This window comes from Methylophilus sp. QUAN (genome assembly GCF_015354445.1).
In the GTDB taxonomy this organism is placed as follows: domain Bacteria; phylum Pseudomonadota; class Gammaproteobacteria; order Burkholderiales; family Methylophilaceae; genus Methylophilus.
Window position 1 is genome coordinate 43,463 of sequence record NZ_JADKYT010000002.1, and the last position, 22,600, is coordinate 66,062.

Annotated in this window: 25 protein-coding genes; 20 read left to right on the plus strand and 5 right to left on the minus strand. The window is 52.7% G+C overall.

Going from position 1 to position 22,600, the window contains the following annotated elements; all coding sequences use genetic code 11:
• The 3 genes from INP79_RS08885 to INP79_RS08895 all read left to right on the plus strand — a co-directional run bounded on the left by INP79_RS08885 (position 1) and on the right by INP79_RS08895 (position 2,517).
• A complete protein-coding gene (locus INP79_RS08885) occupies positions 1-675 on the plus strand; it encodes a hypothetical protein (RefSeq protein WP_194753958.1) in 675 nt (224 codons plus the stop codon).
• Between the two features lie 42 nt (positions 676-717).
• Positions 718-1,404 carry a CAAX prenyl protease-related protein gene (locus INP79_RS08890; RefSeq protein WP_194753959.1) on the plus strand — a complete coding sequence of 229 codons (687 nt, stop codon included), beginning with the start codon at positions 718-720 and terminating at the stop codon, positions 1,402-1,404.
• 129 nt (positions 1,405-1,533) lie between these two features.
• Entirely contained in the window at positions 1,534-2,517 is a 984-nt protein-coding gene (locus INP79_RS08895; protein WP_228519837.1) for an EpsD family peptidyl-prolyl cis-trans isomerase, read from the plus strand.
• A gap of 65 nt (positions 2,518-2,582) precedes the next feature.
• Here the strand turns inward: INP79_RS08895 and INP79_RS08900 are convergent, their stop codons facing one another.
• The 5 genes from INP79_RS08900 to INP79_RS08920 are packed head-to-tail and all read right to left on the minus strand — an operon-like array spanning position 2,583 to position 7,099.
• Positions 2,583-3,989, minus strand: coding sequence for a DUF4350 domain-containing protein (locus INP79_RS08900; protein WP_228519838.1), 1,407 nt, complete (start codon positions 3,987-3,989; stop codon positions 2,583-2,585).
• Positions 3,982-4,728 carry an ABC transporter permease gene (locus tag INP79_RS08905; protein ID WP_194753961.1) on the minus strand — a complete coding sequence of 249 codons (747 nt, stop codon included), beginning with the start codon at positions 4,726-4,728 and terminating at the stop codon, positions 3,982-3,984. The genes INP79_RS08900 and INP79_RS08905 overlap by 8 nt, the downstream gene beginning before the upstream one ends.
• Positions 4,729-4,742: 14 nt before the next feature.
• Positions 4,743-5,375, minus strand: coding sequence for a response regulator transcription factor (locus INP79_RS08910; protein WP_019915176.1), 633 nt, complete (start codon positions 5,373-5,375; stop codon positions 4,743-4,745).
• Between the two features lie 15 nt (positions 5,376-5,390).
• Positions 5,391-5,744 (minus strand): hypothetical protein, encoded by a 354-nt coding sequence (locus INP79_RS08915; protein ID WP_194753962.1) that lies wholly within the window; start codon positions 5,742-5,744, stop codon positions 5,391-5,393.
• A gap of 17 nt (positions 5,745-5,761) precedes the next feature.
• Entirely contained in the window at positions 5,762-7,099 is a 1,338-nt protein-coding gene (locus INP79_RS08920; RefSeq protein ID WP_194753963.1) for a histidine kinase, read from the minus strand.
• A 300-nt stretch (positions 7,100-7,399) separates the two neighbouring features.
• Here INP79_RS08920 and INP79_RS08925 point away from each other — a divergent pair, with 300 nt between their 5' ends.
• From INP79_RS08925 to INP79_RS09005, 17 genes are all read left to right on the plus strand, one after another.
• Positions 7,400-9,196: a methanol/ethanol family PQQ-dependent dehydrogenase gene (locus INP79_RS08925; RefSeq protein ID WP_194753964.1), complete on the plus strand. Its 1,797-nt coding sequence runs from the start codon at positions 7,400-7,402 to the stop codon at positions 9,194-9,196.
• A gap of 94 nt (positions 9,197-9,290) precedes the next feature.
• On the plus strand, positions 9,291-10,130 hold the full coding sequence (moxJ, locus tag INP79_RS08930) for a methanol oxidation system protein MoxJ (protein WP_194753965.1): 840 nt from the start codon (positions 9,291-9,293) through the stop codon (positions 10,128-10,130).
• 67 nt (positions 10,131-10,197) lie between these two features.
• Positions 10,198-10,755 (plus strand): cytochrome c(L), periplasmic, encoded by a 558-nt coding sequence (gene moxG / locus INP79_RS08935; RefSeq protein ID WP_194753966.1) that lies wholly within the window; start codon positions 10,198-10,200, stop codon positions 10,753-10,755.
• An 83-nt stretch (positions 10,756-10,838) separates the two neighbouring features.
• The gene (locus INP79_RS08940) at positions 10,839-11,114 is read left to right on the plus strand and encodes a methanol dehydrogenase [cytochrome c] subunit (RefSeq protein WP_194753967.1); all 276 of its coding nucleotides are present in this window, start codon (positions 10,839-10,841) and stop codon (positions 11,112-11,114) included.
• 134 nt (positions 11,115-11,248) lie between these two features.
• Positions 11,249-12,268 (plus strand): MoxR family ATPase, encoded by a 1,020-nt coding sequence (locus INP79_RS08945; RefSeq protein ID WP_194753968.1) that lies wholly within the window; start codon positions 11,249-11,251, stop codon positions 12,266-12,268.
• A gap of 25 nt (positions 12,269-12,293) precedes the next feature.
• Positions 12,294-13,226: a DUF58 domain-containing protein gene (locus tag INP79_RS08950; protein ID WP_194753969.1), complete on the plus strand. Its 933-nt coding sequence runs from the start codon at positions 12,294-12,296 to the stop codon at positions 13,224-13,226.
• Positions 13,223-14,149 (plus strand): hypothetical protein, encoded by a 927-nt coding sequence (locus tag INP79_RS08955; protein WP_194753970.1) that lies wholly within the window; start codon positions 13,223-13,225, stop codon positions 14,147-14,149. Before INP79_RS08950 ends, INP79_RS08955 begins: the two co-directional genes overlap by 4 nt.
• A gap of 2 nt (positions 14,150-14,151) precedes the next feature.
• On the plus strand, positions 14,152-15,183 hold the full coding sequence (locus tag INP79_RS08960) for a VWA domain-containing protein (protein WP_194753971.1): 1,032 nt from the start codon (positions 14,152-14,154) through the stop codon (positions 15,181-15,183).
• Positions 15,180-15,782, plus strand: a complete 603-nt coding sequence (locus INP79_RS08965) for a hypothetical protein (RefSeq protein WP_194753972.1) — start codon at positions 15,180-15,182, stop codon at positions 15,780-15,782. The genes INP79_RS08960 and INP79_RS08965 overlap by 4 nt, the downstream gene beginning before the upstream one ends.
• Positions 15,782-16,870 (plus strand): vWA domain-containing protein, encoded by a 1,089-nt coding sequence (locus INP79_RS08970; protein ID WP_194753973.1) that lies wholly within the window; start codon positions 15,782-15,784, stop codon positions 16,868-16,870. Before INP79_RS08965 ends, INP79_RS08970 begins: the two co-directional genes overlap by 1 nt.
• 31 nt (positions 16,871-16,901) lie before the next feature.
• Positions 16,902-17,498 (plus strand): SRPBCC family protein, encoded by a 597-nt coding sequence (locus tag INP79_RS08975; RefSeq protein WP_194753974.1) that lies wholly within the window; start codon positions 16,902-16,904, stop codon positions 17,496-17,498.
• 25 nt (positions 17,499-17,523) lie between these two features.
• Positions 17,524-17,871 (plus strand): hypothetical protein, encoded by a 348-nt coding sequence (locus INP79_RS08980; RefSeq protein WP_194753975.1) that lies wholly within the window; start codon positions 17,524-17,526, stop codon positions 17,869-17,871.
• Positions 17,872-17,885: 14 nt separating this feature from the next.
• On the plus strand, positions 17,886-18,278 hold the full coding sequence (locus INP79_RS08985) for a thioredoxin family protein (protein ID WP_194753976.1): 393 nt from the start codon (positions 17,886-17,888) through the stop codon (positions 18,276-18,278).
• Between the two features lie 26 nt (positions 18,279-18,304).
• Complete coding sequence (locus INP79_RS08990) at positions 18,305-19,369, plus strand: YncE family protein (protein WP_228519839.1); 1,065 nt, start codon at positions 18,305-18,307, stop codon at positions 19,367-19,369.
• A gap of 152 nt (positions 19,370-19,521) precedes the next feature.
• A complete protein-coding gene (locus INP79_RS08995; protein WP_194753977.1) occupies positions 19,522-20,484 on the plus strand; it encodes a beta-propeller fold lactonase family protein in 963 nt (320 codons plus the stop codon).
• A gap of 96 nt (positions 20,485-20,580) precedes the next feature.
• Positions 20,581-21,960 carry an ATP-binding protein gene (locus tag INP79_RS09000; protein WP_194753978.1) on the plus strand — a complete coding sequence of 460 codons (1,380 nt, stop codon included), beginning with the start codon at positions 20,581-20,583 and terminating at the stop codon, positions 21,958-21,960.
• Positions 21,957-22,595 carry a response regulator transcription factor gene (locus tag INP79_RS09005; RefSeq protein WP_194742684.1) on the plus strand — a complete coding sequence of 213 codons (639 nt, stop codon included), beginning with the start codon at positions 21,957-21,959 and terminating at the stop codon, positions 22,593-22,595. Before INP79_RS09000 ends, INP79_RS09005 begins: the two co-directional genes overlap by 4 nt.
• The last annotated feature ends 5 nt before the right edge of the window (positions 22,596-22,600 follow it).

Below are 22,600 nucleotides of genomic sequence, written 5' to 3' on the forward strand. Positions count from 1 at the left end.
ATGAAAACCATTTTGTCTCTCTTGGTAGGTGCTTGTTTGATGGTAGGCTACGCCACCCACAGTCTAGCTGCCGAAAAGCAGGATAAAGCCGCCAAGCGTGCGGCCATCTTGATGCAGAAAATGAAGCAGGACCTGGAGACCGAGAAATCGGCCATGCAGGCCCAGTTTGAGCAGGAGAAACAAGGCTTGTCACAAGCCCTGGGCGAGGCGCAGAGTTCGCAAAAAGCGCATTCAGCCAAACTGCAGGGCCAAGTCAGGCGTAATCAGCAACTGGAGTCCGATAAGCAGAAGTTAAGCCAGGAAAAGGACGCATTGTCGGCGCAGGTGCAGCAATTGCAGGCGCAACTGGCCGAGCAGGCGCAACGCCTGGAAACCACCGAGCAACAGCTCAAGGTGGCTAAGGCCGACTTGGCGACCAATGATGGCCAGCGTAAGGGCCTGGTGACCAAAGTGAGTAACACTCACCAGCAACTGGTGGCCTGTGAAGAGAAAAACAGCCGCTTGTATAGTTATGGCCACGACCTGGTGAATTTGTACGCGGATGCGGGGGCGTATCAGCGATTTTTGCGGGCAGAGCCTTTTTTCCAGCTCAAACGCGTAGAGCTGGAAAATATTTTACAGGGCAAGCAGACGCAGCTACTGGAAAATAAAGTTGATACAATAGCAGCGCCCTGAGCATTTTCGCCTGTGGCAGGCTTTTGAGGATCGGCTGGCATCATGACTGCGTTATTAAGCTCCTGGTTTACCCGGCATGAATGTGCCCGCATTTACCCGTTTGCCGGATTCATCCTGCTGTTGGCGGCAGAACCGTGGCTGGCCGCGGCCTTGACCTGGCTGGGTCTAGGCGCCGAACCAACCTATCTGCTGCGCAGTGTATGTGCCTTGTGGCTATTATTGTATTTCCGCCGTGACTATCTCGAGCTGCGCGTCACGCCTACCTTTAACCAGGCTCTAGCCGCACTGTTGGCTGGTTGGCTGGTCTTCCTGCTGTGGATTGCGCCTTATCCAGTCTGGCTAGGCGGGCATGGTGCCAGCCCAGTCGTGGCGATGCCCACGCAAACTCATGCAGATATATTCTGGTTAATTTGTCGCTGGAGTGGCTCGGCGCTGGTGGTGCCCGTGATCGAAGAGCTGTTTTGGCGGTCTTATGTCATGCGACGGCTGGATAGTGCTGACTTTATGGCGGTTGCGCCTGCTACTGTGACGGCTTATGCAATTGCAGTAAGTAGCGTATTATTTGCAGTGGAACATCAGCTCTGGCTTGCCGGGCTGTTGGCAGGACTGGTATATGCCTGGTTATACCGTCATTTCCAGGTGCTCTGGGTATCAATCCTTGCCCACGTGACCACCAATGCTGTACTCGGACTCTGGGTGATGTACACTGGTCACTGGCAATATTGGTAACAAGAGTGTGTTAGCATGTGTTTTGAGAATTTTGACAATGACTGCTAAAGACAGGCCTGAGGGAGGCCGTAATTAGTTTGGCGACCTGTCGCAATCAAACACAAAAAAATACCAAAATATTAAAGGGTGATGATGAAAAAAATCGCATTAATTGTGCCAGCACTGATGCTGGTGATGGCCGGCTGCAGTAAACATGATGACGCTGCCAAAGCTGGGTCACAAGTTGTGGCCAAAGTGAACGGTAGTGAAATTACCGTGCATCAATTGAATTTTGCCTTGTCCAAACTGGGTAAGCTGGATCAGTCACAAGTCAAGGCTGCGTCTGAAAAAGTATTGCAACAAATGGTTGACCTGGAGTTGCTCAAGCAGAAGTCTGTGGATGAAAAGCTGGACCGTGATCCAAATGTATTGCAAGTATTGGAAGCGACCAAGCAGCAGGTATTGGCACAAGCCTATATGCAAAAGCTGGCGGCCAAACAAGCGACGCCTTCCGCTGATGACATCAAGAAGTTTTACGATACGCATCCTGAATTGTTCAGTGAGCGTAACGTCTATGTGATCCAGGAATTTGCCGTGAAAGACGGTACGGAGCATGCCAGCGAGATTGAAGCTGGTATTGGTGCTGCCAAAACAGCAGATGATCTGGCCAAGTGGTTAAAAGACAATAACTACATTTTCAGTGCCAATGCCAGCCGTAAGGCCGCTGAGCAATTACCGCTGGAGTTGTTGAAAAAGTTAAACAGCCTGAAAGCGGGCGATACGCTGGTAGTGAAAAGCCCACAAGCGTTGGTCTTGTTGTTCCTGGCCAAGGTGGATCGTCAGCCAGTGGACCTGGAAAAAGCCAAGCCGGTGATTCAGCAGTTTCTGGTAAATTCTAATCAACAAACGGTGATTAAAAACGAAGTGTCTGCCTTGCGTAAAGATGCCAAAGTAGAGTTTTATGGCGACTTTTCCAAACTGACCCTGGATAGTAGCGCGACAACTGCACCGACAGTGCCAGCCGCACCTGCTGAGGCTAAGCCAGAGTCAGCGGTGGCTGCCCCTGTGTCTGAAACCACAGAGCAGCCAGCGCATCATAATCAAGCGATTGAAAAAGGCCTGTCAGGCTTGTAATCAGCCGCTGACCTCGTTAAAAACCCCGGTAATGCCGGGGTTTTTTATTGAACAACGCTATTCATTTAAACACGTTGCTTTCTGCGCCAGCTAAGCCAGCCTGCCCATAACAATAAGGCTGGCAGGCCAAATTGAAAGCCATTAAATAATAAGATTAGCCAGGTCTGTTTGGCAGGCAGCGCAATCACGCTGTCTCGCAATGGCGTGACAGCTAAACTCACGCTGGGCTGGTTATTGACCACCCATTGCAGGCTTTGCATACTCAGTGCCAGATTGCCGCCGCGCTCTAACTGGCTATTGGTAAAGAACTGGCGACTGCCAATGATCAGAATGCGTTGCCGCTCACCAGTCGCCAAGTTTTTTTCCAGGGCCAGCATGACGGTGGCTGGGCCTTGGATATCCGTCTCAGGATGAAACACCGGTGGTGTTGTCGACTGCCCAGGGCGGTAACGTGTGCTGGCCCAGCCATGTTCTGCCGCGGCCACCAGCGGCAGCGTACGCCATGTGTCATTCGGTTGTCGCAGGCGCTGGATGGCATGCGCTTCATCAAAAAAGGTGCGTAGGGCAAAGTCTTGCGTGGGGCCTTGTGCGGCATAGTGCTGTGTACTTAAGGCATGCAGCGGAATATCAAACTGGCGATTGGCTGGATCTATGACTATGCCTGGGCTGATATTGAGGCCTAACCCTTCAGCTAGCGCTTGCAGGCCTTGTGTTTGTGCCGAGTCCACCAGCCAAACTAGGTTGCCGCCCTGAGCAAGGTGCGCCTGGATGGTGGCTGCCTGGGCTGGTGTGTAAGCACGGGTAGCCCCGGCCAGGACCAGGGTCGGCAATGGTTTGTCCTTGCTCGCTACTACCGTGGTTAGCGCGGTGTTTGCCAATACCTGTAACCCGGCCGCTTGCATGGCCTGGGCCAATTGGCTGCCGCCACTGACAGAGGTATTGTCCAGTGCGGTTTCACCCTGTCCGCCGGCAAATAATAGGGGCGCGCGTTCACCATGCTGTAATTGTAGCAATACATTGGTAAACGCTTCTTCGGTGTATGGCAAATACATGCGCTTTTCCTGGCCGCGATAGCGGATGATCATTTCGCCTTCTTTTTTGATCTGCTGCTCGCGTGCCAGGGTCGGTGCCGTGGCTGGGTCAATAAATTGCACACGTAAGTCTGCATGCAGGTATTGATAACGCTGTAGCAACGAAGTGATGGACTTTCTGAAGTAACGTCCTTTGTAAGGGCTATTGCTGCAAAACGCGGTGATTTCAATGGTGCCTGGTAAGTGTTGCAACACCTGGATGCTGGCCGCAGACAAGGTATTGCGGTGATTGTGCGTGGTATCGACCATGATATGGCATTGCCAGGCAAGCGCGCCTAGTGACAGCGTGAGCAGTAGTAAGGCAGGCACCACCAGGCGGTGTTGCCACCAGTGAGCCGTTAAGGCGAAAGAGAGGCGTGATGCCGCGTTGGATTTAGCCATAGAGTCGGTCAGCATCTAAGCGACGAATAGAAAGCAGGATGAAAAACACGGCAAACAGCACAAAAAACAGCACGTCGTAACTATTGAGCATGCCCAGGGCAAATTGGCGGTAATGCTGCATCAGTGACAGGTCATGAAACAGCGCCTGGCGGTCGTCACTAAAAAACTTGTCCAGCAGCAGGCAGATGCTTAGCGCTGTCAGACTACAAAAAGCCGCCAGTATCGGCTGTGCTGTCAGGCAGGACACATAGAGTCCCAGTGCGCTGCTGGCCACCACTAGCAACCATAGCCCCAAGGCATGCGTCAGCAGGTAAGGCAGGTCGATTTCGGCCCAGGGCAACAGCATGGCGATCATGAGCAGCATGCTTAAAATCAGCAGGCTCAGGTAAATGACAATGCCCAGCAGCTTGCCTAAAATGAGCTCGCTCATGCTTAACGGAGCGCTCATCAGCAAAGCCATGGTCTGGTTTTTGCGCTCTTCACTGATCAGCTTCATGGTGACCAGGGGCACGACAAACAGCATCAACACTGCGGCGACGCCAAACACGCCTTCTGCCATAAACTGGGTAATGCCTATGCGTTGCACCTGCCATTGCGCACTGTGCATGATTTCGAAGTATTGATTAAAACTCAGGCTGTAATAAGTGCCGACAATGGCCTGGACAATCGCCAGGATCAGCCAGCCCATGGGGGTGGCAAACAGGCTGCGCAGTTCTTTGCGGGCAATGATGGCAATCATAATAAACTTCGCCGTTACAGGCCTTTGATGATGCCGAAGCGTACCGCGATGTGGACCACCTGGCCGGTGGTTTCCACCCCCAGTTTTTGCCGTACGCTGGTCTGGATGTTGGCCACCGTTTTATAGCCGATATGCATGCCTTTGGCGATGGCAGCCAGCGCCTCTCCCTGGGCAATGCGGCGAAAGACTTCAAATTCGCGTGGCGACAGTTTCTGGATCGGGTTTTCCTGGCTCTCCAGATGGTACATGGATAAGCTTTGCGCCAACTCGTTGTTAATGTAGCGTCCGCCTTTGAGGATTTTCTGCACGGCTTCCAGCACCACTTCTGGCGGCTCTGTTTTGGTCACATAGCCGCGCGCACCCGCCTGGATGGCGCGCGTGGCGTAAATACAGTCATCGTGCATGCTGAATATGAGCACGCGCATCTGCGGTTTGCGATGCAAAATGCGCTTCAGGGTTTCCAGGCCACCGATGCCCGGCATATCCAGGTCCAGAATCAGCAGGTCAGGGTGATTCTTTTCTACCAGCAGGCAGGCCTCTTCACCACTCAACGCATCTGCCGAGACTTGATGGTTGGCTTGTTCCAGCATGGTGCGCAAGCCTTGCCTGAGCATGGCATGGTCGTCTGCGATCATTACTTTTGCCATGGGTCTACGTGCGCCTTATTTTTTATTGGCAAAGGTGATGTTCACGCATTTGTCGTTGGCAAAGGTGAGCTCAGCGGTATTAAAAAACTTGGTTGGCGCATATTGAATCTTGCCACGGTAATACCACATTTCGATCTGCTCGCCAGCGCCAGGAGCCGCCTGCTGCTGTTGCTGCAAAATCTGGTCTGCATTATGTGGTTTCACTGCCATTTCTTTTTTAACCGGTTTGCCCAGTTGTTCCTCTACAAACTGGCGCGACTGGCCACTATAGGCCTGCAAAAAAGGTTGTTCTTCCGTGAGCAGGTCTTTTGCAGACAAAGTTAGAGGCATCATCAGTGCCATCAGGCTGAGTAATTTAAAGGGTTGCATCGTTGTTTACTCCCGGGTTAGACGATAAGGGATGCAGCAGAGGGTGTCTGCTTGCTGGTGTTAAGTGGCAGCAGGCCGGTAATCAGGGTGCCTGCCTGCAAGCCGCTCATGAGTTTGAAACTGCCTTGCAGTGACTCGATACGCTCGCGCATACCGACCAGGCCGACGCCTTCAGTTGCTTGTGTGGTGTCCATGCCTTTGCCGTTATCACGGATTTCAATTTGCAGCATGGCTTTGTCCTGGCGCTTGATGATATGGATATCTATCCATACTTCACTGGCCTGGGCGTGGCGGGCAATGTTGGTGAGTGCCTCTTGCACCACCCTGAAGGCGACGATATTGGTGTCTTCGTTTAATGTCTGTTCGCTGGTGTCCAGCGCGAGATGGCAATCGACAGCCGGATTGAGTTTTTTCCAGTCATTCACCAGGCGCTCCACCGCGCCAATCAGGCCAAGTGAGTCCAGCGCTGGTGGCCGCAAGTGCTTAATCAACGCACGTATGGATTGCTGCACATGCTGGGTGTTGGAGGCGATTCTGACCGCAATCACATGTGCCTGATCGGGGTCGCTTTTTTGCAGGGTCAGCGCATCCATGCGGATGGCCGTCAAATATTGGCCGGTTTCATCATGAATCTCGCTGGCAATATATTTGCGTTCTTGCTCTTGCATCTGCATGGCGTGGCGTGCCAGCACACGATTCTCTTTCAAGGTACGTTCCAAGTCGAGCTCCACCAGGCATTGCTCGGTCATGTCGACCAGGTAGCCGTGGATTTGTGCCGGCTTGCGTTCCGCTGACGGCACATACACAAAGCGCGCACCCACATAGCAGGGCAGGCTATCTGGCCGCCGGATTTGCAGCTTGTTGAAATTGAGTTCCTGGTGATATTGCAGTTGCGAGACAAAGGTTGGCCAATCAAATGAAAACAGGGCGCAGGCACTTTTATCATCATCTAGTGGGCGGCAGATGCGGTCAAAGGCGCGATTGTGCATGCCAATATTACCGTCAATATCCAGCACCACATTGCCGGTCAGGTCGCCATCGAACAAGGTTTTATACAGTTGCTGGCTGCTGCTTAATTGGGCTTCTGTGCGTTTTCTGTGCTGGATTTCGGCATGAATTTCCCGCATGCGGCGCTGGCTAAACCAGACGCTCAATAACACAAATACAAACAAGGTGAGCGGGACCTCATCCAGCTGCGCATATTCATAGGTCAGTAACCAGGCGTTGACGTGCTCGGCCAGGTCAAACTCTGATGAACAGACAAACGTCAGCACCACGCCCGTCATCACAATGAGCGTGTCCTGACTGGCCCGGCTGAGTTTGCCGAGTTTATGTAGAGCAGTAATAACTGGCATAGATCGTTGATAAGAATGCATGACTGAGTGACCAAACGCTGTGAAGCTACATCGCGACAGCCAACTTGCTCCCGCCTAGTGTGAACCTGCGCCACTATAGACCACATCATGCGCCAGTACCCCGTGAAAGATTCCCGTTGTTGGCTGGTTTAAGAGGATGAATTCTTGAATCCATCAAAGGGAATCTTTCATCTATTGCCAATGTTACAAATTATTAACAATTTCGGTCGTGCACTGAGGCATTCGGGGGGATGCCTACGACACCACGTAAAACGCATTCTCAAAAGATTAGGAGATCCTATGAAAGTAACAACATCTCGTGCCATTCTGGGCGCGTTAGTCGGAGGCTTGTTTGCAAGCGTGTCCGGCTTGGCCCTGGCAGATGCAGACTTGGACAAGGCGGTGAATACTGCTGGTGCCTGGCCAATTGCAACGGGCGGCTACTACAGTCAGCACAACAGCCCGTTGGCGCAAATCAACAAGTCCAACGTTAAAAATGTCAAAGCAGCGTGGTCATTTTCTACTGGTGTATTGAATGGTCACGAAGGTGCGCCATTGGTCATTGGTGACATGATGTACATCCACTCTGCGTTCCCAAACAACACTTACGCTTTGAATCTGAACGATCCAGGCAAAATTGTTTGGCAACACAAGCCTAAGCAAGACGCTTCAACCAAAGCAGTGATGTGCTGTGACGTGGTTGACCGTGGTCTGGCTTATGGTGCTGGCCAAATCGTGAAAAAACAAGCCAATGGTCATTTGCTGGCATTGGATGCCAAAACCGGCAAAATCAACTGGGAAGTGGAAGTCTGTGATCCTAAAGTGGGCTCAACACTGACACAAGCGCCTTTCGTGGCTAAAGACACGGTATTGATGGGTTGTTCAGGTGCCGAGCTGGGTGTACGTGGTGCGGTCAATGCCTTCGACCTGAAAACCGGTGAGTTGAAATGGCGTGCATTCGCGACAGGTTCTGATGAGTCAGTTCGTCTGGGCAAAGACTTCAACAAAGACAATCCACATTACGGTCAATTCGGTCTGGGTACGAAAACCTGGGAAGGCGATGCCTGGAAAATTGGTGGCGGTACCAACTGGGGTTGGTATGCCTACGATCCTAAATTGAACCTGTTCTACTACGGCTCAGGCAACCCGGCACCATGGAACGAAACCATGCGTCCTGGCGACAACAAGTGGACTATGACTATTTGGGGTCGTGACCTGGACACCGGTATGGCTAGATGGGGTTACCAAAAGACGCCTCACGATGAGTGGGACTTCGCTGGTGTGAACCAGATGGTGCTGACCGATCAGCCGGTGAACGGCAAAATGACGCCGCTGCTGAGCCATATCGACCGTAACGGTATCTTGTACACACTGAACCGCGAAAACGGCAACCTGATCGTTGCTGAAAAAGTGGATCCAGCTGTCAACGTGTTCAAAAAGGTTGATCTGAAAACAGGGACACCAGTACGTGATCCTGAGTTCGCAACCCGTATGGACCACAAAGGGACCAACATTTGTCCATCAGCGATGGGTTTCCACAATCAGGGTGTTGACTCCTACGATCCGGAAAGCCGTACGCTGTACGCTGGCCTGAACCACATTTGTATGGATTGGGAGCCGTTCATGCTGCCATACCGTGCAGGTCAGTTCTTCGTCGGTGCCACACTGGCGATGTACCCTGGTCCTAACGGCCCAACCAAGAAAGAAATGGGTCAGATCCGTGCATTTGACCTGACTACTGGTAAAGCCAAATGGACCAAGTGGGAGAAATTCGCAGCTTGGGGCGGTACTTTGTACACCAAAGGCGGTCTGGTTTGGTACGCAACACTGGATGGTTACCTGAAGGCTTTGGATAACAAAGACGGTAAAGAGTTGTGGAACTTCAAGATGCCATCCGGTGGTATCGGATCTCCTATGACTTATTCCTTCAAAGGCAAACAATACGTCGGCAGCATGTACGGTGTTGGTGGCTGGCCAGGTGTTGGTCTGGTGTTTGACCTGACAGACCCAAGTGCTGGTTTGGGTGCGGTTGGTGCGTTCAAAGAACTGCAAAACCACACACAAATGGGTGGTGGCCTGATGGTGTTTAGCCTGTAATCGATACAGTAAACCTGTTGATGTAGTGTGCAGGATGGCCGTCAGACGCAAGGATGGCCGGTCATCCTGTTCTCTCTAATGGAGAAGAGAACAAATGTTTGCTGAAGTTAAAAAAAATAGTCGTACCTGGTTGAGCGTTTGCTTGTCCCTGACATTGAGTGTGTTTGCATTGCCGACACTCGCTGCCGATGTACTGAATATCTGTGCCGGTAAATCCGAATTACCTTTTTCCAATGACCAGAAACAAGGCTTTGAAAACAAGATTGCTGCTGTCATTGGTAAAACATTAAATGTGCCTATCAATTATTTCTGGTGGACTAACCCGTTAACGCTGCAAAAGGACATGGAAGAAGGAAAATGTGATGTGCTGATCGGCACAGACCCCAATGATCCCCGCGTGCTGGTCACCAAACCTTATTACCGTTCTGGCTATGTGTTCGTGACTCGCAAAGACCGCGAGATCGACGTGACTTCCTGGGATCATCCTTATCTTAAGGAAAAGAATTTCCGCATAGGCGTGATGCCGGATAGTCCAGGCAAAAACATGCTGCTGCAAATTAATCGTTTTGACGACATGTTTGATTACTTTACCGAAATCCAGAATTTCCAGTCGACACGTAATCGCTACATTCATGTAGAGCCATCGCGCCTGGTCAATGACGTTGCCAATATGCATTTGCATATGGCGATGTTGTGGGCACCGGAAGCCGCGCGCTATGTCCGTGCCTCAGACGTGCCGTTGAACATGGTGCTGGTGGACGACACTGCCAAGAAAACCAATGGCGAAAAAATTCCCATGCATTACAACGTGGTGATGGGCGTCAGCAAGCAACATCCTGAGTTAGTAGAGGCCTTGAATGGTGTCATCGATGCGCACGGCGCTGAAATCACCGCCATCCTCAAGGATGAAGGTGTGCCTTTGCTGAATCAGTAGTCAAGCGCAACATTTATTAATTAAGTTTTTGGAGTATGAAGTGAACGAATCTCAACAACCCCGCCGTATGAAACAACAACTTGCCATGGCAATTGGTGTTTCTGGACTGGTCATGGCTGCATTCCTGACGGTTGCCTGTGCCAAAGATGACGCAGCGACACAAGCCAGTGAAGCGAAAGCTGCTCCTGCCAAAGTAGCGCTGAAAGATGGCCCGCCACTCGAGTTCCGCGGCACGTTGTCTGGTGACCTCCTTGAGTTGGCGCCTATGGAAGATGAAACCTTTACGCCGGAAGCCAAGCATTTTATGGCCACCGGTGAGAACCCATACCGAAATGATGAGGAAGCCATTAAAAAAGGCTACACCATTTTCTCAACTGCCTGTTCTGGCTGCCATGGCCATTTGGCTGAAGGTAAGTTAGGCCCGGCGTTGGCGGATGATTACTGGACATACCCTAAGAATGAAACTGACAAAGGTATTTTTGAAACTATTTATGGCGGTGCTGCCGGCATGATGGGGCCGCAACAGGGCCGTATGACAGTCGATGAAATCATTCATGTGATTGCCTGGATCCGTCATCAGGCAGAAGAAAACCTTAAAAACGGTGGCGCTGCGCCACACGGTTAATCCTATTATCGGATTGTTAGGCTGGTGGGCAATCCGTTAATTGAAAACAATACACCAGCTAATTTGTGATGAAGGAGAAAGTGATGAAACACGTATTAACATTACTGGCAGTGGCCGGTGTGTTCGCTGTGTCAAATCAGGCTCTGGCTTACGACGGTCAAAGTTGTAAAGAACCAGGTAACTGCTGGGAAGCCAAACCCGGCTATCCGGAAAAAATTGCGGGTTCCAAATATGACCCAAAACATGATCCGGTTGAGCTCAACAAACAAGAGCAATCCATCAAAGCCATGGACGAGCGCAATGCAAAACGTATTGCGAACGCCAAGTCCAGCGGCAATTTCGTGTTTGACGTGAAGTAATCTTAAATTCCCCCCCTAGGAAACTGACATCGTTTCCGGTGTCAGTTTTCACACTCTCTTGTATGTGACATACCAGTGTTGATTGCGTGCAGTCGACAGTGGCCTGTTTCATCCTGAATCATGGATATGGTGTTATGGAAAATAAAATTGAACTACCAGCATGGCGTGAGCGTGCATTGGCCTTTGAACAAGCGCTGAATACTGTCGTGGTGGGTATGCCAGAGCAAACACGTGCGTTAACGATTGCGATCTTCTCACGTGGGCACGTGTTGCTGGAAGGCGATGTTGGTGTCGGTAAAACCACGCTGTTGCGTGCGGCTGCCCAGTTACTTGGTGGTGGTTACCAACGCATTGAAGGGGCGATTGACCTCATGCCGAGCGATTTTCTTTATCACGCTTATATCAATGAGCAAGGCCAGGCGGCGGTCAAACCGGGCCCGCTGTTGCAGCATGATGAAGCATTGTCGGTATTTTTCTTTAATGAAATCAACCGCGCCCGGCCGCAGGCACATGCGCTATTTTTGCGGCTGATGGCCGAGCGCTCGGTCAACGCCTTTAACCGTGAATACCATTTCCCGCATTTAACCGTGTTTGCAGACCGCAACCGTCTGGAGCGTGAAGAGACATTTGAAATCCCAGCTGCGGCGCGTGATCGTTTCCTGATGGAAATTTCAATCCAGGCACCTGACGACCGAGACCTGCAACGCGCGCTGATGTTTGATACCCGTTTTTATGATGTGGATGCGCTGGTAGGCGGTTTGCCAGCGGGCCTGACGCCGTATGACCAGTTGAACGCCCTGGCCGCCGCCGTGCAAGATGGCGTGCGCGCGGAGTTGGCCTTGCAGGAATATGCCGTTGCCCTGTGGCGCTGCCTCAAAGATCCGCTGGCTGCAGGTATTCAACTGCCGGATGTCGATATGTCACGCTTGTTGGCCGGTGGCGCTAGCCCGCGCGGCATGGCCATGTTGATGCGTAGTGCGCGTACACGCGCCTGGCTGGAAGGACGCGATTATTTAACGCCGGATGATATCCGTGCCGTATGGCCATTTGTGGTGACGCATCGGGTGTTCCTGAGTGGTGCCTATGCTTTGCAGCATGAGCGCCTGGCACCGTTGCTGTTGCAGGCAGTGCTGGATCAAGTGTCTGCGCCTTGAACGGGTATTGTTGCGGATAGATAGTATGACTTTATTGGCCCATCCAGTGACTAGCCAGCCTGTTCAGGTACATGCCGCGTTTGAGCCACGCCAGTTTTTTTACAATATCAATTGGCGCTCGAAAACCTATCATGCTGGTGCGACATTGACCGCACATCATGGCAATGGCAGCGATTTTGCCGGATTTGCTTCATTGCTGGCCTGTCCTGACCCTAAGCGTATTGATATTCGTGCCAGCGTGCGCACCGTACCCAGGCAATGGCTGGTCAGGACCTATCTTGAACGGGCCGCGATCCATGTGTATGCCATTGTCGATGTCTCCAGCTCCATGTTTTTTCAGGGCCAGGCCAATTTGCGCCAGCAAGTGACGGAGTTCGTGTCTGCATTGGCCTGGTCTGTCACACGGCAAGGTGATGCTTTCGGCATGCGCGCGGCCAATGATACCCAGCAAGCGGGCTGGCATGTCATGCCGACATTCCAGCCCGGTACCGCACACCTGGTTGCACAGAATATCACCCGTTATTGGCAGGGTACTGATGTGCACAGCGGCGCATCGGGACAGGGTGCATCCGCCATGCATGCTGCTATTGAGTCTATAGGCCAGCAGCGGGCACTGGTATTCCTGCTATCGGATTTTTACTGGCCGGAAGCGTTGATGCAGCGTGTACTGAAAGCCGGGTTGCCGCACGATGTGATTCCGGTCATTTTGCGTGATCGCGCGGCGACTGTAGATTTGCCCGCTTTTGGCTGGGCACGTTTGCGTGATATGGAAACGGGAGAAGAGCGCAGTTGGATGCTCAGGCGCCGTTTGCATCAGCAAATTGCGGAGCATGCCCAGCAGCAGGCGGATACATTGAATACCCGCTTTTTAAACGCAGGCACACGTCCGCCTTTATGGTTAGGGCCAGACTGGCGGGCTGAAGACGTCAGCCGACATTTGATGGAGACGATGGCATGAGTGCCGCATGGATGAGGGTTAAACGTAAACAAAGCATGCTGCTGTTGGCGATGCACTTATTGCCTGTGATCGCCTGCGCTGCAGCAAGTAGCCAGTTTCAGCCGCGTGTCGAGAGCCATACGCGTGAAACAGATTACACCCTGGGCAGTATTGCCAGACAACATATCACCTTGCATGTGCCGCCTGGCTTTGAGTTGGATCCTGCCAGCTTGCCTCCTCCTGCACAAAATGAAGCGATTGAATTAAGGGATGTGCACTGGACCAGCAGTGACACAGACACTGAGCGCGTGATCCAGCTGGAGATAGACTGGCAGATTTTTGTGGCGGGCGATACCGTCAAAACCATGCCGTTGAAAAAGCTGCATCTAGAATTTAACCGTGAGTTCAAACATGAACAGCAACGGCTCACTGTAGATGTGCCCGCCGATAAGGTGATTGTGTCCAGCCTGCTGCCTGCGCGTATTGATGCCGAGCATGTCCAGTTGTATCCCGATGCACCGCTGCCTGAGTGGTCACTGGCGGGTCAGTTATGGACACTGGCTGGCTGGTTATCTTTGTTGAGTCTGGGTGTGATTTACCTGTTGTGGTATGCCGGCTGGATACAGCTGCCGCAAGAGAAACGCATGCCATTCCGGCAAGCCTGGCGGGCAATACGCACCCTCGATGTGCACGGCCAGGCTGAGCGTTTACAGGCCATGCGTTTAATGAGCCGTGCCATGGATCAATTTGCCGGACATGCTGTCACCGCTGAAAACCTGGCACGGGTGCTGACTACACATCAGGTGCTGGATCCTTATCGCATCGCATTGCAGCAGTTTTACCAAGAGGTGCAGCAGGCTTTTTTTGCCGGCAAACCATTGGCGTTGTCGATGCAGGATTTAAAACAACTGGCCAAAAAGCTCAGTCGGGTAGAGGTGTCCTGAGTATGTGGAGTGATCGCGTGCAAACGCTATTGCTGGCATTGGGCCTGGGTGAGCACTGGGGGCTGGCGCAGGCCTGGCCGCTGATGTTGCTGCCATTGGCTGTATTGCCGTGGCTATTCACCGGGCAACTGAATTTTCCACATCCTGCTTTACAAAGGTTGCCGGAAGACCCTTTGTCGACCTGGCTGGACAGGGTATGGAAGATGGCGCTGAGCGTGTTTATCCTGGCCTTGAGCCTGGCACTGAGTGGCCCTTACCTAAAGTCTCAATATGTGGAAAAGGTTGGGCGCGGTGCGCATGTCATGATCGTGCTGGACCGTAGCGCCAGCATGAATGAGTCTTTTGTGAAAAAGGGCGATGCGCTGGCAAGAGTGCCCAAGATGGAGGTCGCCCGCAGTGTGCTTAAAAAGTTGGTCGCCCAGGGGAAAGATGACTTGATGGGCATGGTGACGTTTAGCACATCGCCGATTCTGGCAGCGCCGCTGGGTAATGACCGTGCCTTTGTGCAGGCTGCCCTGGATGCCACTGAAGCCGGTGGCATGGGCTTCACCGCCGTGGCGCGTGGTTTAGGCATGGCACTGGATTATTTTGACGACCAGCCGGTGACCGGTGCCCGGGCGATGGTGCTAGTGTCGGATGGCGGTGCACATCTGGATGGTAAAACCCAGGACATGCTGCGGGCCATGTTTATGCGGCAACAGGCGTCTTTGTACTGGATTTACCTGCGTTCCGAAAGTGGGGTCAGCCTCAAGCAAAGCCTGGCCGAAGGTGAAAACATAGATGCTTATCCTGAATATGCCCTGCATGAATATTTTCAAACCCTGAATGTGCCTTATCGCGTGTATGAGGCAGAGAACCCGGAAGCGGTGATGGCGGCCGTACGCGATATCTCCAAGTTGAAAAATAAACCAACCCGCTATCTGGAACCGGTATCGCGGCGAGATTTAAGCCAATACGCCTATGGCCTGGCTTGGCTGGCTGCCGCAGTGCTGATGGCGATGTTTGGATTGGAGTTAAAACGGTGGCAATCATGAATGAAAAATGGGGCCGCGTCATGCGGCGTGGCGTATTGTGGGCAAGCCTGGTCGTTCTGGTGACAGTGGTCATGCTGATCAAGCAATTAATTGAAGTCTACCAGGCCAGTGTCTATCGCAATCGCCTGGTGCCGCATGAGTTGATTGAACAGACACTGTTGGGTGCCAACCAGACGCCACAGGCCTTGTTTGCCAATGCCGTGTTTTATGACAACCAGCTCAAGCCGGAGCAGGCGCTGGCGCAATATGCTGCGCTGGTGAGCAAGGTCAGTGCAGATGATCCCTTGCGCAAGCAAGCGTATTTCAATTCAGGCAATATTTATATGCGCACGGCCACACGTTTGCTGGAACAGCGTGGCTTGCCTGCCTGGGATGAGGCTGGGCCACTGGTGGCGCTGGCCAAGGAAAGCTACCAGAAGGCCTTGCGTATCGAACCCGACTGGTCAGAGGTGAAATATAACTATCATCTCGCCTTACGCCTGGCACCCACCACACATGGCATGTCTGGCCCACAACAATATGAAGACGAGCAGATCAAGGCGGAAGAAGAGCCTAGCGGCTGGCCTGCTATGCCGGGTAACCCCAGAGGCATGCCCTGATGTGGCGTCATGTTGTGAAACCTTGGGTCAGGCACTTGGTGTCAGGCTGGTCAATGGCAGGCAACAGCCAGGCAGACTGGCGCAAGCGCTGCCTGATACTGATATTGCTGCTGTTAACCCTGGTGTTGTTCAAGCCGCACTGGCGGTTGCCTAACCGCGTTTATGACTGGTATTTCGTCGTCGATATCACACAGAGCATGAACGTGCCGGATTACCAGGTGGCAGGCAAAAGCATGAGTCGTTTGCAGATGGCCAAGCAAAGCATACGCAAAACCTTGTCTGCACTGCCTTGTGGGTCGCAAGTCGCCTTGGGCATGTTTACTGAGCGCAATGTGGTCAATGTCGTAGAGCCGGTAGAAGTATGCAGTCATTTTGCAGCTCTGGACCAAACTGTCGCCAGCATGGACTGGCGCATGGCGTGGGCGGCCGATTCTTTTATCTCGCATGGGGTGTATCACGCCCTGGAACAAGCGCCGCAACTAGGCAAGCAGATGCGCGTGATGTTTTTTACCGATGGCCAGCAGGCGCCGCCAGCCAATCCGAAATATATGCCCAGTTATGCAGGCAAGCCAGGCGATGTGCAAGGGTATCTGGTTGGGATGGGTAAACCCACGCCGAGCAAAATCCCCAAGCTGGATGAAAAGAATGCGGTGGCTGGTTATTGGGAGCAGGAAGAGGTGCAGCGCTTTGGTAATTTTGGCATGGCAGAAACCCTGTCGGTATTGGCCATGGAGCAAGGTCAGCATGACCGTAATGCCGGGCATGGGCCAGGCAATGCATTACTGGAAAACGCACATTTGTCTGCACTGGATGCACAAAACCTGCAACGCCTGGCAAATACCACTGGCTTGCATTTTGTCCGCCTGGATGCGGCAGCGCAAAGCAGTGACTGGGCGACTGGCCTGGGCATGACCGCCTGGCGCTGGGCAGAGACTGACCTCAGGCCCTGGCTCGCCTGGCCTGCTTGTGTGGCTTGGGGCGTTTACCTGGCATTGACTTTTGCCGGGCACCCCTGGTCAGGGGCAGGCTGGCGCGCCTGGGCTGGTGTCAGGCAATGGGGTCGCGCGCTCAGGCGGCCTGGCAAATAAGTGTTATAGATTTTATCGAGAAGGAGTAGAAATGAAGTGGTCTTTATTACTGGCTGGATTATTGTTCAGTGCACAGGTCTGGGCGCATGGCCCGACACCACAAAAAACGGATGAATCCATCCAGGTGGCAGCATCCGCTGATGCACTGTGGAAACGCGTGAGTGCACAGTGCGGCCTGGCGCAATGGCATCCGCAAGTGACCGCCTGCGAGGCAGTGAACGATAAGCAGCAGAAAATCACGCTGAAAAATGGCAAACAATTGTTGCAGGAAATTGATGAAGTATCTGCGGCGGAGATGACGGTCGCTTACCGTTTGTCCGGTGACATTGACTTGGAAGCGCTGCCTGTGAGTTCGCTCAATGGCAAAATCAAAGTCACTGCTGACGGCGGCAACGCCAAAGTGGTGTGGACCGCACGCTACTACCGCGCATTTACCGGCAATGAGCCGCCTGCCGGGCAGGATGATGAGTCCGCTAAAAGTGCAGTGGATAGCTTTGTTAAAGACGGCCTGCAAGGCCTGAAAGAAGGACGCCAGAACGCGGCTGCCAATACCAAGGGCTGGCGCAATAAAATTTGTGTAGCCATGCGCCCGGTGTTTAAAAGCCTGGGCCTGTCCGTATGTGCCTAAAAGCATGCATGTCTAGGTTATGTGCATGCGTGTGAGTCACTATTTCTTTTTCGTTCTGTTACTGGCGCTGAGTCCGTGCAGTCATGCGGAATCACCGGAAGCGGCGTTGGCCGGGCTGATTGAGACCGATGACTCTCTGTGCCTGGCACATGGCGGCAAGATGGTGTCATTACAGTTGGTAGAGGCTGCCGCCGGTCGGGTTGAGGTGTGGGTGGACCGCTGGTTTATGCAGGTACAAACTGCAGACCACACCAGGCATCTCCTCACCGCAGAGTCACCGGAAAAGGAATTGGGTTGTTCACATAGCATTGCCGGGCCGCAGCATTGGACCATTCACAGCATTAAACGCCTGCCTGTGGCAGGCGAGCCTTAGCGCAAGGAGCCATCATGAATTCAGTATCCCCGAGTCACTTGCCCGTGACGATAGAGAGTCAGCAGCAGTTTAATCAATACGTGGCCAGCCATGACTTTATCGTATTGTTGTTCACGGCCAAGTGGTGTGCGCCTTGCCAGACCTTTTACCCAACTTTTGCCGAAGTGGCGGCACAAGTGCCTCAAGTTCTATTTGCCACGGTGGATATTGATGTGGCGACAGACTTGGCCGGTAATTTCCAGGTGGCGCAAGTCCCTGCCTTGATGGTTATTCGCGAGCGCGTGGTGATTGATATGGTGAGTGGCGCCATGCAGGCCCATGAGTTGCAGCACCACCTCGAGATGTGGCAAGCGCTGGACATGGCGGCCATAGATGCGCACTTCACACAAAAATCCACCCCTGCCTGAATCAGTGCAATCACATGATTGCGTGTATGAATACCCGAAATATCGGTGAAAAATTCCTGCCTGCACGCGGGAGAGGCTCTCAATCTCCAGAGCAGCGTCCCGCTTATAGTGTTGGCATTAGCTGGATGCGCCAACAAGTATTGAACATGTTGTACGGCATATTGGGCATCTGTGTGTGCACCTGGGTGCAGGCCGCGGACTATGCCTATCTGACCAATCAGGGAGAGCACACGGTTTCAGTGGTCGACCTGCAACAGCAGCAAGTGGTAAAGACGCTTGCGGTGGGTAAGGCCCCGGTCGGCGTGGCGGTAGATGCGCGTAATCAGCGCGTGTATATCAGCAACGTCGAGGGGCACTCGTTGTCGGTCATTGATATGCAACGCCAGGCGGTGATACGCACCATCATGCTGCCAATTGCCCCTGTCGGCCTCACGGTCAACAACCGCGGTGACCGGCTGTATGTGGCGGACTGGTATCACGATAGCGTGCTGGTATTAGCGGCTGAAAGCGGGCATGTACTGGCGCAGATTCAAGTCGGGCAGGCGCCTGGCGGGCTGCAGTTAAGTCACGATGATGCCATATTGTATGTGGCGAATCGTGATAGCAATGACGTGAGCGTGATCGATACCCGTGCCCACAAGGAACGGCAACGTATCCCGGTTGGGCAGCATCCGTTTGGTTTGAATATCAGCCCGGATGGCAAGCAGTTATTTGTCGTGAATGTGTATTCAAACACGGTCAGTGTGGTGGATACCCATCGTGATCAGGTGGTCGCGACGCTGGCGACGGGCGAACATCCTTATTGCGTAACGGCAGACAGCCGTGGGCAACGCTTGTTTGTCACCAATACCGGTGAAGACACGGTAAGTGTCATTGATCTGGAAACACGGCAAACCATACGCAAGATTCGTGTGCCGGGTACGCCGGAAGGTATTGCTTTCGATGCTGAGCACCAGCAGGTAGTGGTGGTCAGCTGGATGGATAACGTCATTGCCATCATCGACAGTGAGCGTTTGGCCGTCACCGCAACGGTGGCTGTCGGCGCGCAGCCGCGGGCGTTTGGTCAGTTTGTCGGGAGAAAATCCCGATGAAATCGGGAAGGCTGCCGCTATTGGGGCGGTCGCAGCATGCTTAATATGCAATTATCAATTTAAATGACTTAATTTAATTGATTTGCATAAAGTATATCTCCATGTTCAGGCCAGTTGTTGCAGCAACTGGTCGATTTTTTGAAGGACACTCTATGCAACGCACACTGCAACAGCTTCTATTCACAGCGGCTTTGGCCACTACCTCTTTCTCAGCGTTCTCCCAATCTTTCGCGTATGTGCCCAATGAAAAAGATGGCACCGTGTCGGTCATTGACACCCGTACCGATGAGGTGGTGAGGCGCCTGCCAGCCAAGGGCCAGTTCGGTAAAAAAGTTCAGGCAGCTGCCGTACACCTTGGCAATCCAAACTTGTATGTCGTGGTGCGCGATAAAAATGCGGTAGCTGTGGTAGATACCCAACAAGGCAAGCAAGTCGCCTTGATCAAGGTCGGCGATGAGCCTGAGGGCATCGATATTTCGCCGGATGGCAAGCTGCTGGCGGCCTGCCTGGAGGAAGAAAATGCCGTGGCGCTGGTAGACCTGCAGGCCAACAAGGTGAAACACACGATTCATACCCAGGGCAGAAACCCCGAGCACTGTGTGTTTTCGCCGGATCAGCAGTGGTTATTGGCAAGCAACGAAGAAAGCAATAATGTGGACGTGATTAATCTGACATCACTCAAATCCGAACATGTGATTGCTGCCACCAAGCATCCACGTGGCGTGGGCTTTAGTCCAGATGGTCAATGGGCTTATGTCGCTAACGAAGCAGCAAATTTGCTGGAAATTGTCTCCAGCAGTGACTGGAAAGTGCAGGGCAATATCAAAGTCGGCTTGCGCTCTAATGGCGTCAAGGTCAATGCCGATGGCAGCCGCATTTATGTCAGCAATGGCGGCGACCATAATATTAGCGTGATTGATACTGCCAGCCGTCAGGTGATTGCCACTATCGCGGTGGGGCAACGGCCGTGGAATATGGCACTGACGCCAGATGGCAAAAAATTGTATGTCGCCAATGGCCGTAGTCACAGCGTGTCCGTGATTGATACGCAAACGAATCAGCGGTTAAAGGATATCCCGGTCGGCACCTTGCCTTGGGGTGTGGTGATTCGCTAGTCCGCCTATAATGCGTGGTATCCCTGCATGCCAGGGGTATGAATCGGGAAAAATTCCCGACAGTTTTTGGGCGATCGACTTTAAAATCCACACAGCATGATGAAATCTCTCAGTCTTCAGTTCAAACTTAACCTGATCATTACCTTGTTATTGCTCGGCTTATTGCTGACCTGGGCAGTATCCGTGGTGAAGAATGCACGTGAAGACGTATTAGCAGAAGTAGATTCAAGTACCAACCTAGTGATTCATTTGCTGGATGCGGAAATTGCGCATTACATGACAGATTTTGGCTGGTTGAATCACAGTGAAAATGGTCAAACCAATCTGTTCAGGCTGGATGAGCTGACCAATATCCGCCATTTGAAGGTGGATTTTTTTGATATGAATGGCCGCTTGCGTGAGTCTAACCGCTCGACGCGATTGGTTCCTACCGGTGAAGAGCCCCCTGCGTGGTTTGTACGTCTGCTGGATATTTCCAGCGTGCTCAACGAACCCAAACGCAAGAATATTATTTTAAATGGGCGTTTTATCGGCGAGCTGGTGATTACGCCGGACCCAAGTTTTGAGTTGCGCGAAATTTGGGATGACACCTCTGGTTTGCTGGCGATTGTCGGCCTGTTTGGTTTGAGTGTGTTGTTGTTTGTTTATTGGACGGTACGTGCGACGTTTAAACCGGTGAAGCAGATTATTCATGGCCTGAACCAGATTGAACGCGGCGAATATCAAAGCCGTTTGCCCGGGTTTGAGCAAGTGGAACTGAGTGAAATCAGTGATAAGTTCAACAGCATGGCCAGCACGCTGGAGCAAAGCATACGTAACAACCATCGTTTAACGCAGCAGATTATCCACTTGCAGGAAGAAGAACGTAAAAAGCTGGCGCGTGACCTGCATGATGAAATCGGCCAATACCTGACCGCCGTGCATGTAGATGCCAGTGCGCTGGTGGCAGCGAAAAAACTCAGCGTCGCACGTGAAAGCGCACAGGCAATTGCGCAGATCACACGGCAAATGATGGTGACTATTCAGGATATCCTGGCGCGTTTGCGCCCGCGTGTGCTGGATGAGTTGGGGCTTAGCCTGGCACTGGCCGAGTTGATTCATCACTGGCATGACCGTAACCGCGGCATCATGGTGGTGAATGCGATTTCAAACCACCTGAGCCAACATGATGAGTCGGTGTCGGTGACGATCTACCGAATTTTGCAGGAATGCCTGACCAACATCAGCAAGCATGCCGCTGCGACACGCGTGACGATAGAAGTGACTGAAAGTGAGCAGGGCTTGTATCTGCTGGTGGAGGATGACGGACGCGGGTTTGATACCAGTGTGCAAAGTCGCGGTTATGGTCTGGCGGGTATGCAGGAGCGGGTTGAGGGCTTGATGGGTAGCATGAACATTACGAGTGCGCCGGGCCAGGGCACGCGTATCGAAGTCCGTTTTCACACAACAGAAGGTTTTCAGGAAGCAGTGACATGACAGTTAAAGTAGTGTTGGTGGATGACCACAGCGTGGTGCGTTCAGGGTTGCGTCGTTTGCTCGAAAGCCATAAGTCGATTGAAATCGTGGCCGAGGCAGATACCGGGGAGTCGGCATATCAGGTGTACGGCGAGATTCTGCCAGATGTCATGCTGATGGATATTTCCATGCCCGGCATGGGCGGCCTGGAAGCTGCCAAGCGTATTTTGCAGCGCTATCCGCAAGCCAGAATCGTGATTTTCTCCATGCACGAGGCGGTGTCGTTTGCCGCGCAGGCACTTAAAACCGGTGTGAAGGGCTATGTGACTAAAACCGGTGTGGCAGAGGATTTGGTGCAGGCGGTGCTGGATGTGGCCAAAGGCCGCACCTTTTTGAGCCAGGATGTGGCACAGAAAGTCGCTTTGCAAACACTGATCGGCGACAGTAATCCTTTGCAGCAACTCACTTCGCGTGAGTTCGAAGTGTTCAGGCTGTTGGCCGAAGGCAAACGCGTGGAAGAGGTGGCCGATATGCTTAAAATCAGCCAGAAGACCGTGGCTAACTATTACACCCTAATCAAGCAGAAACTGTCGGTGAACAGCCCGGTGGAAATGGTGCGGCTGGCCATGAAGCATGGCCTGATTGATGCCGCCTAGCCATT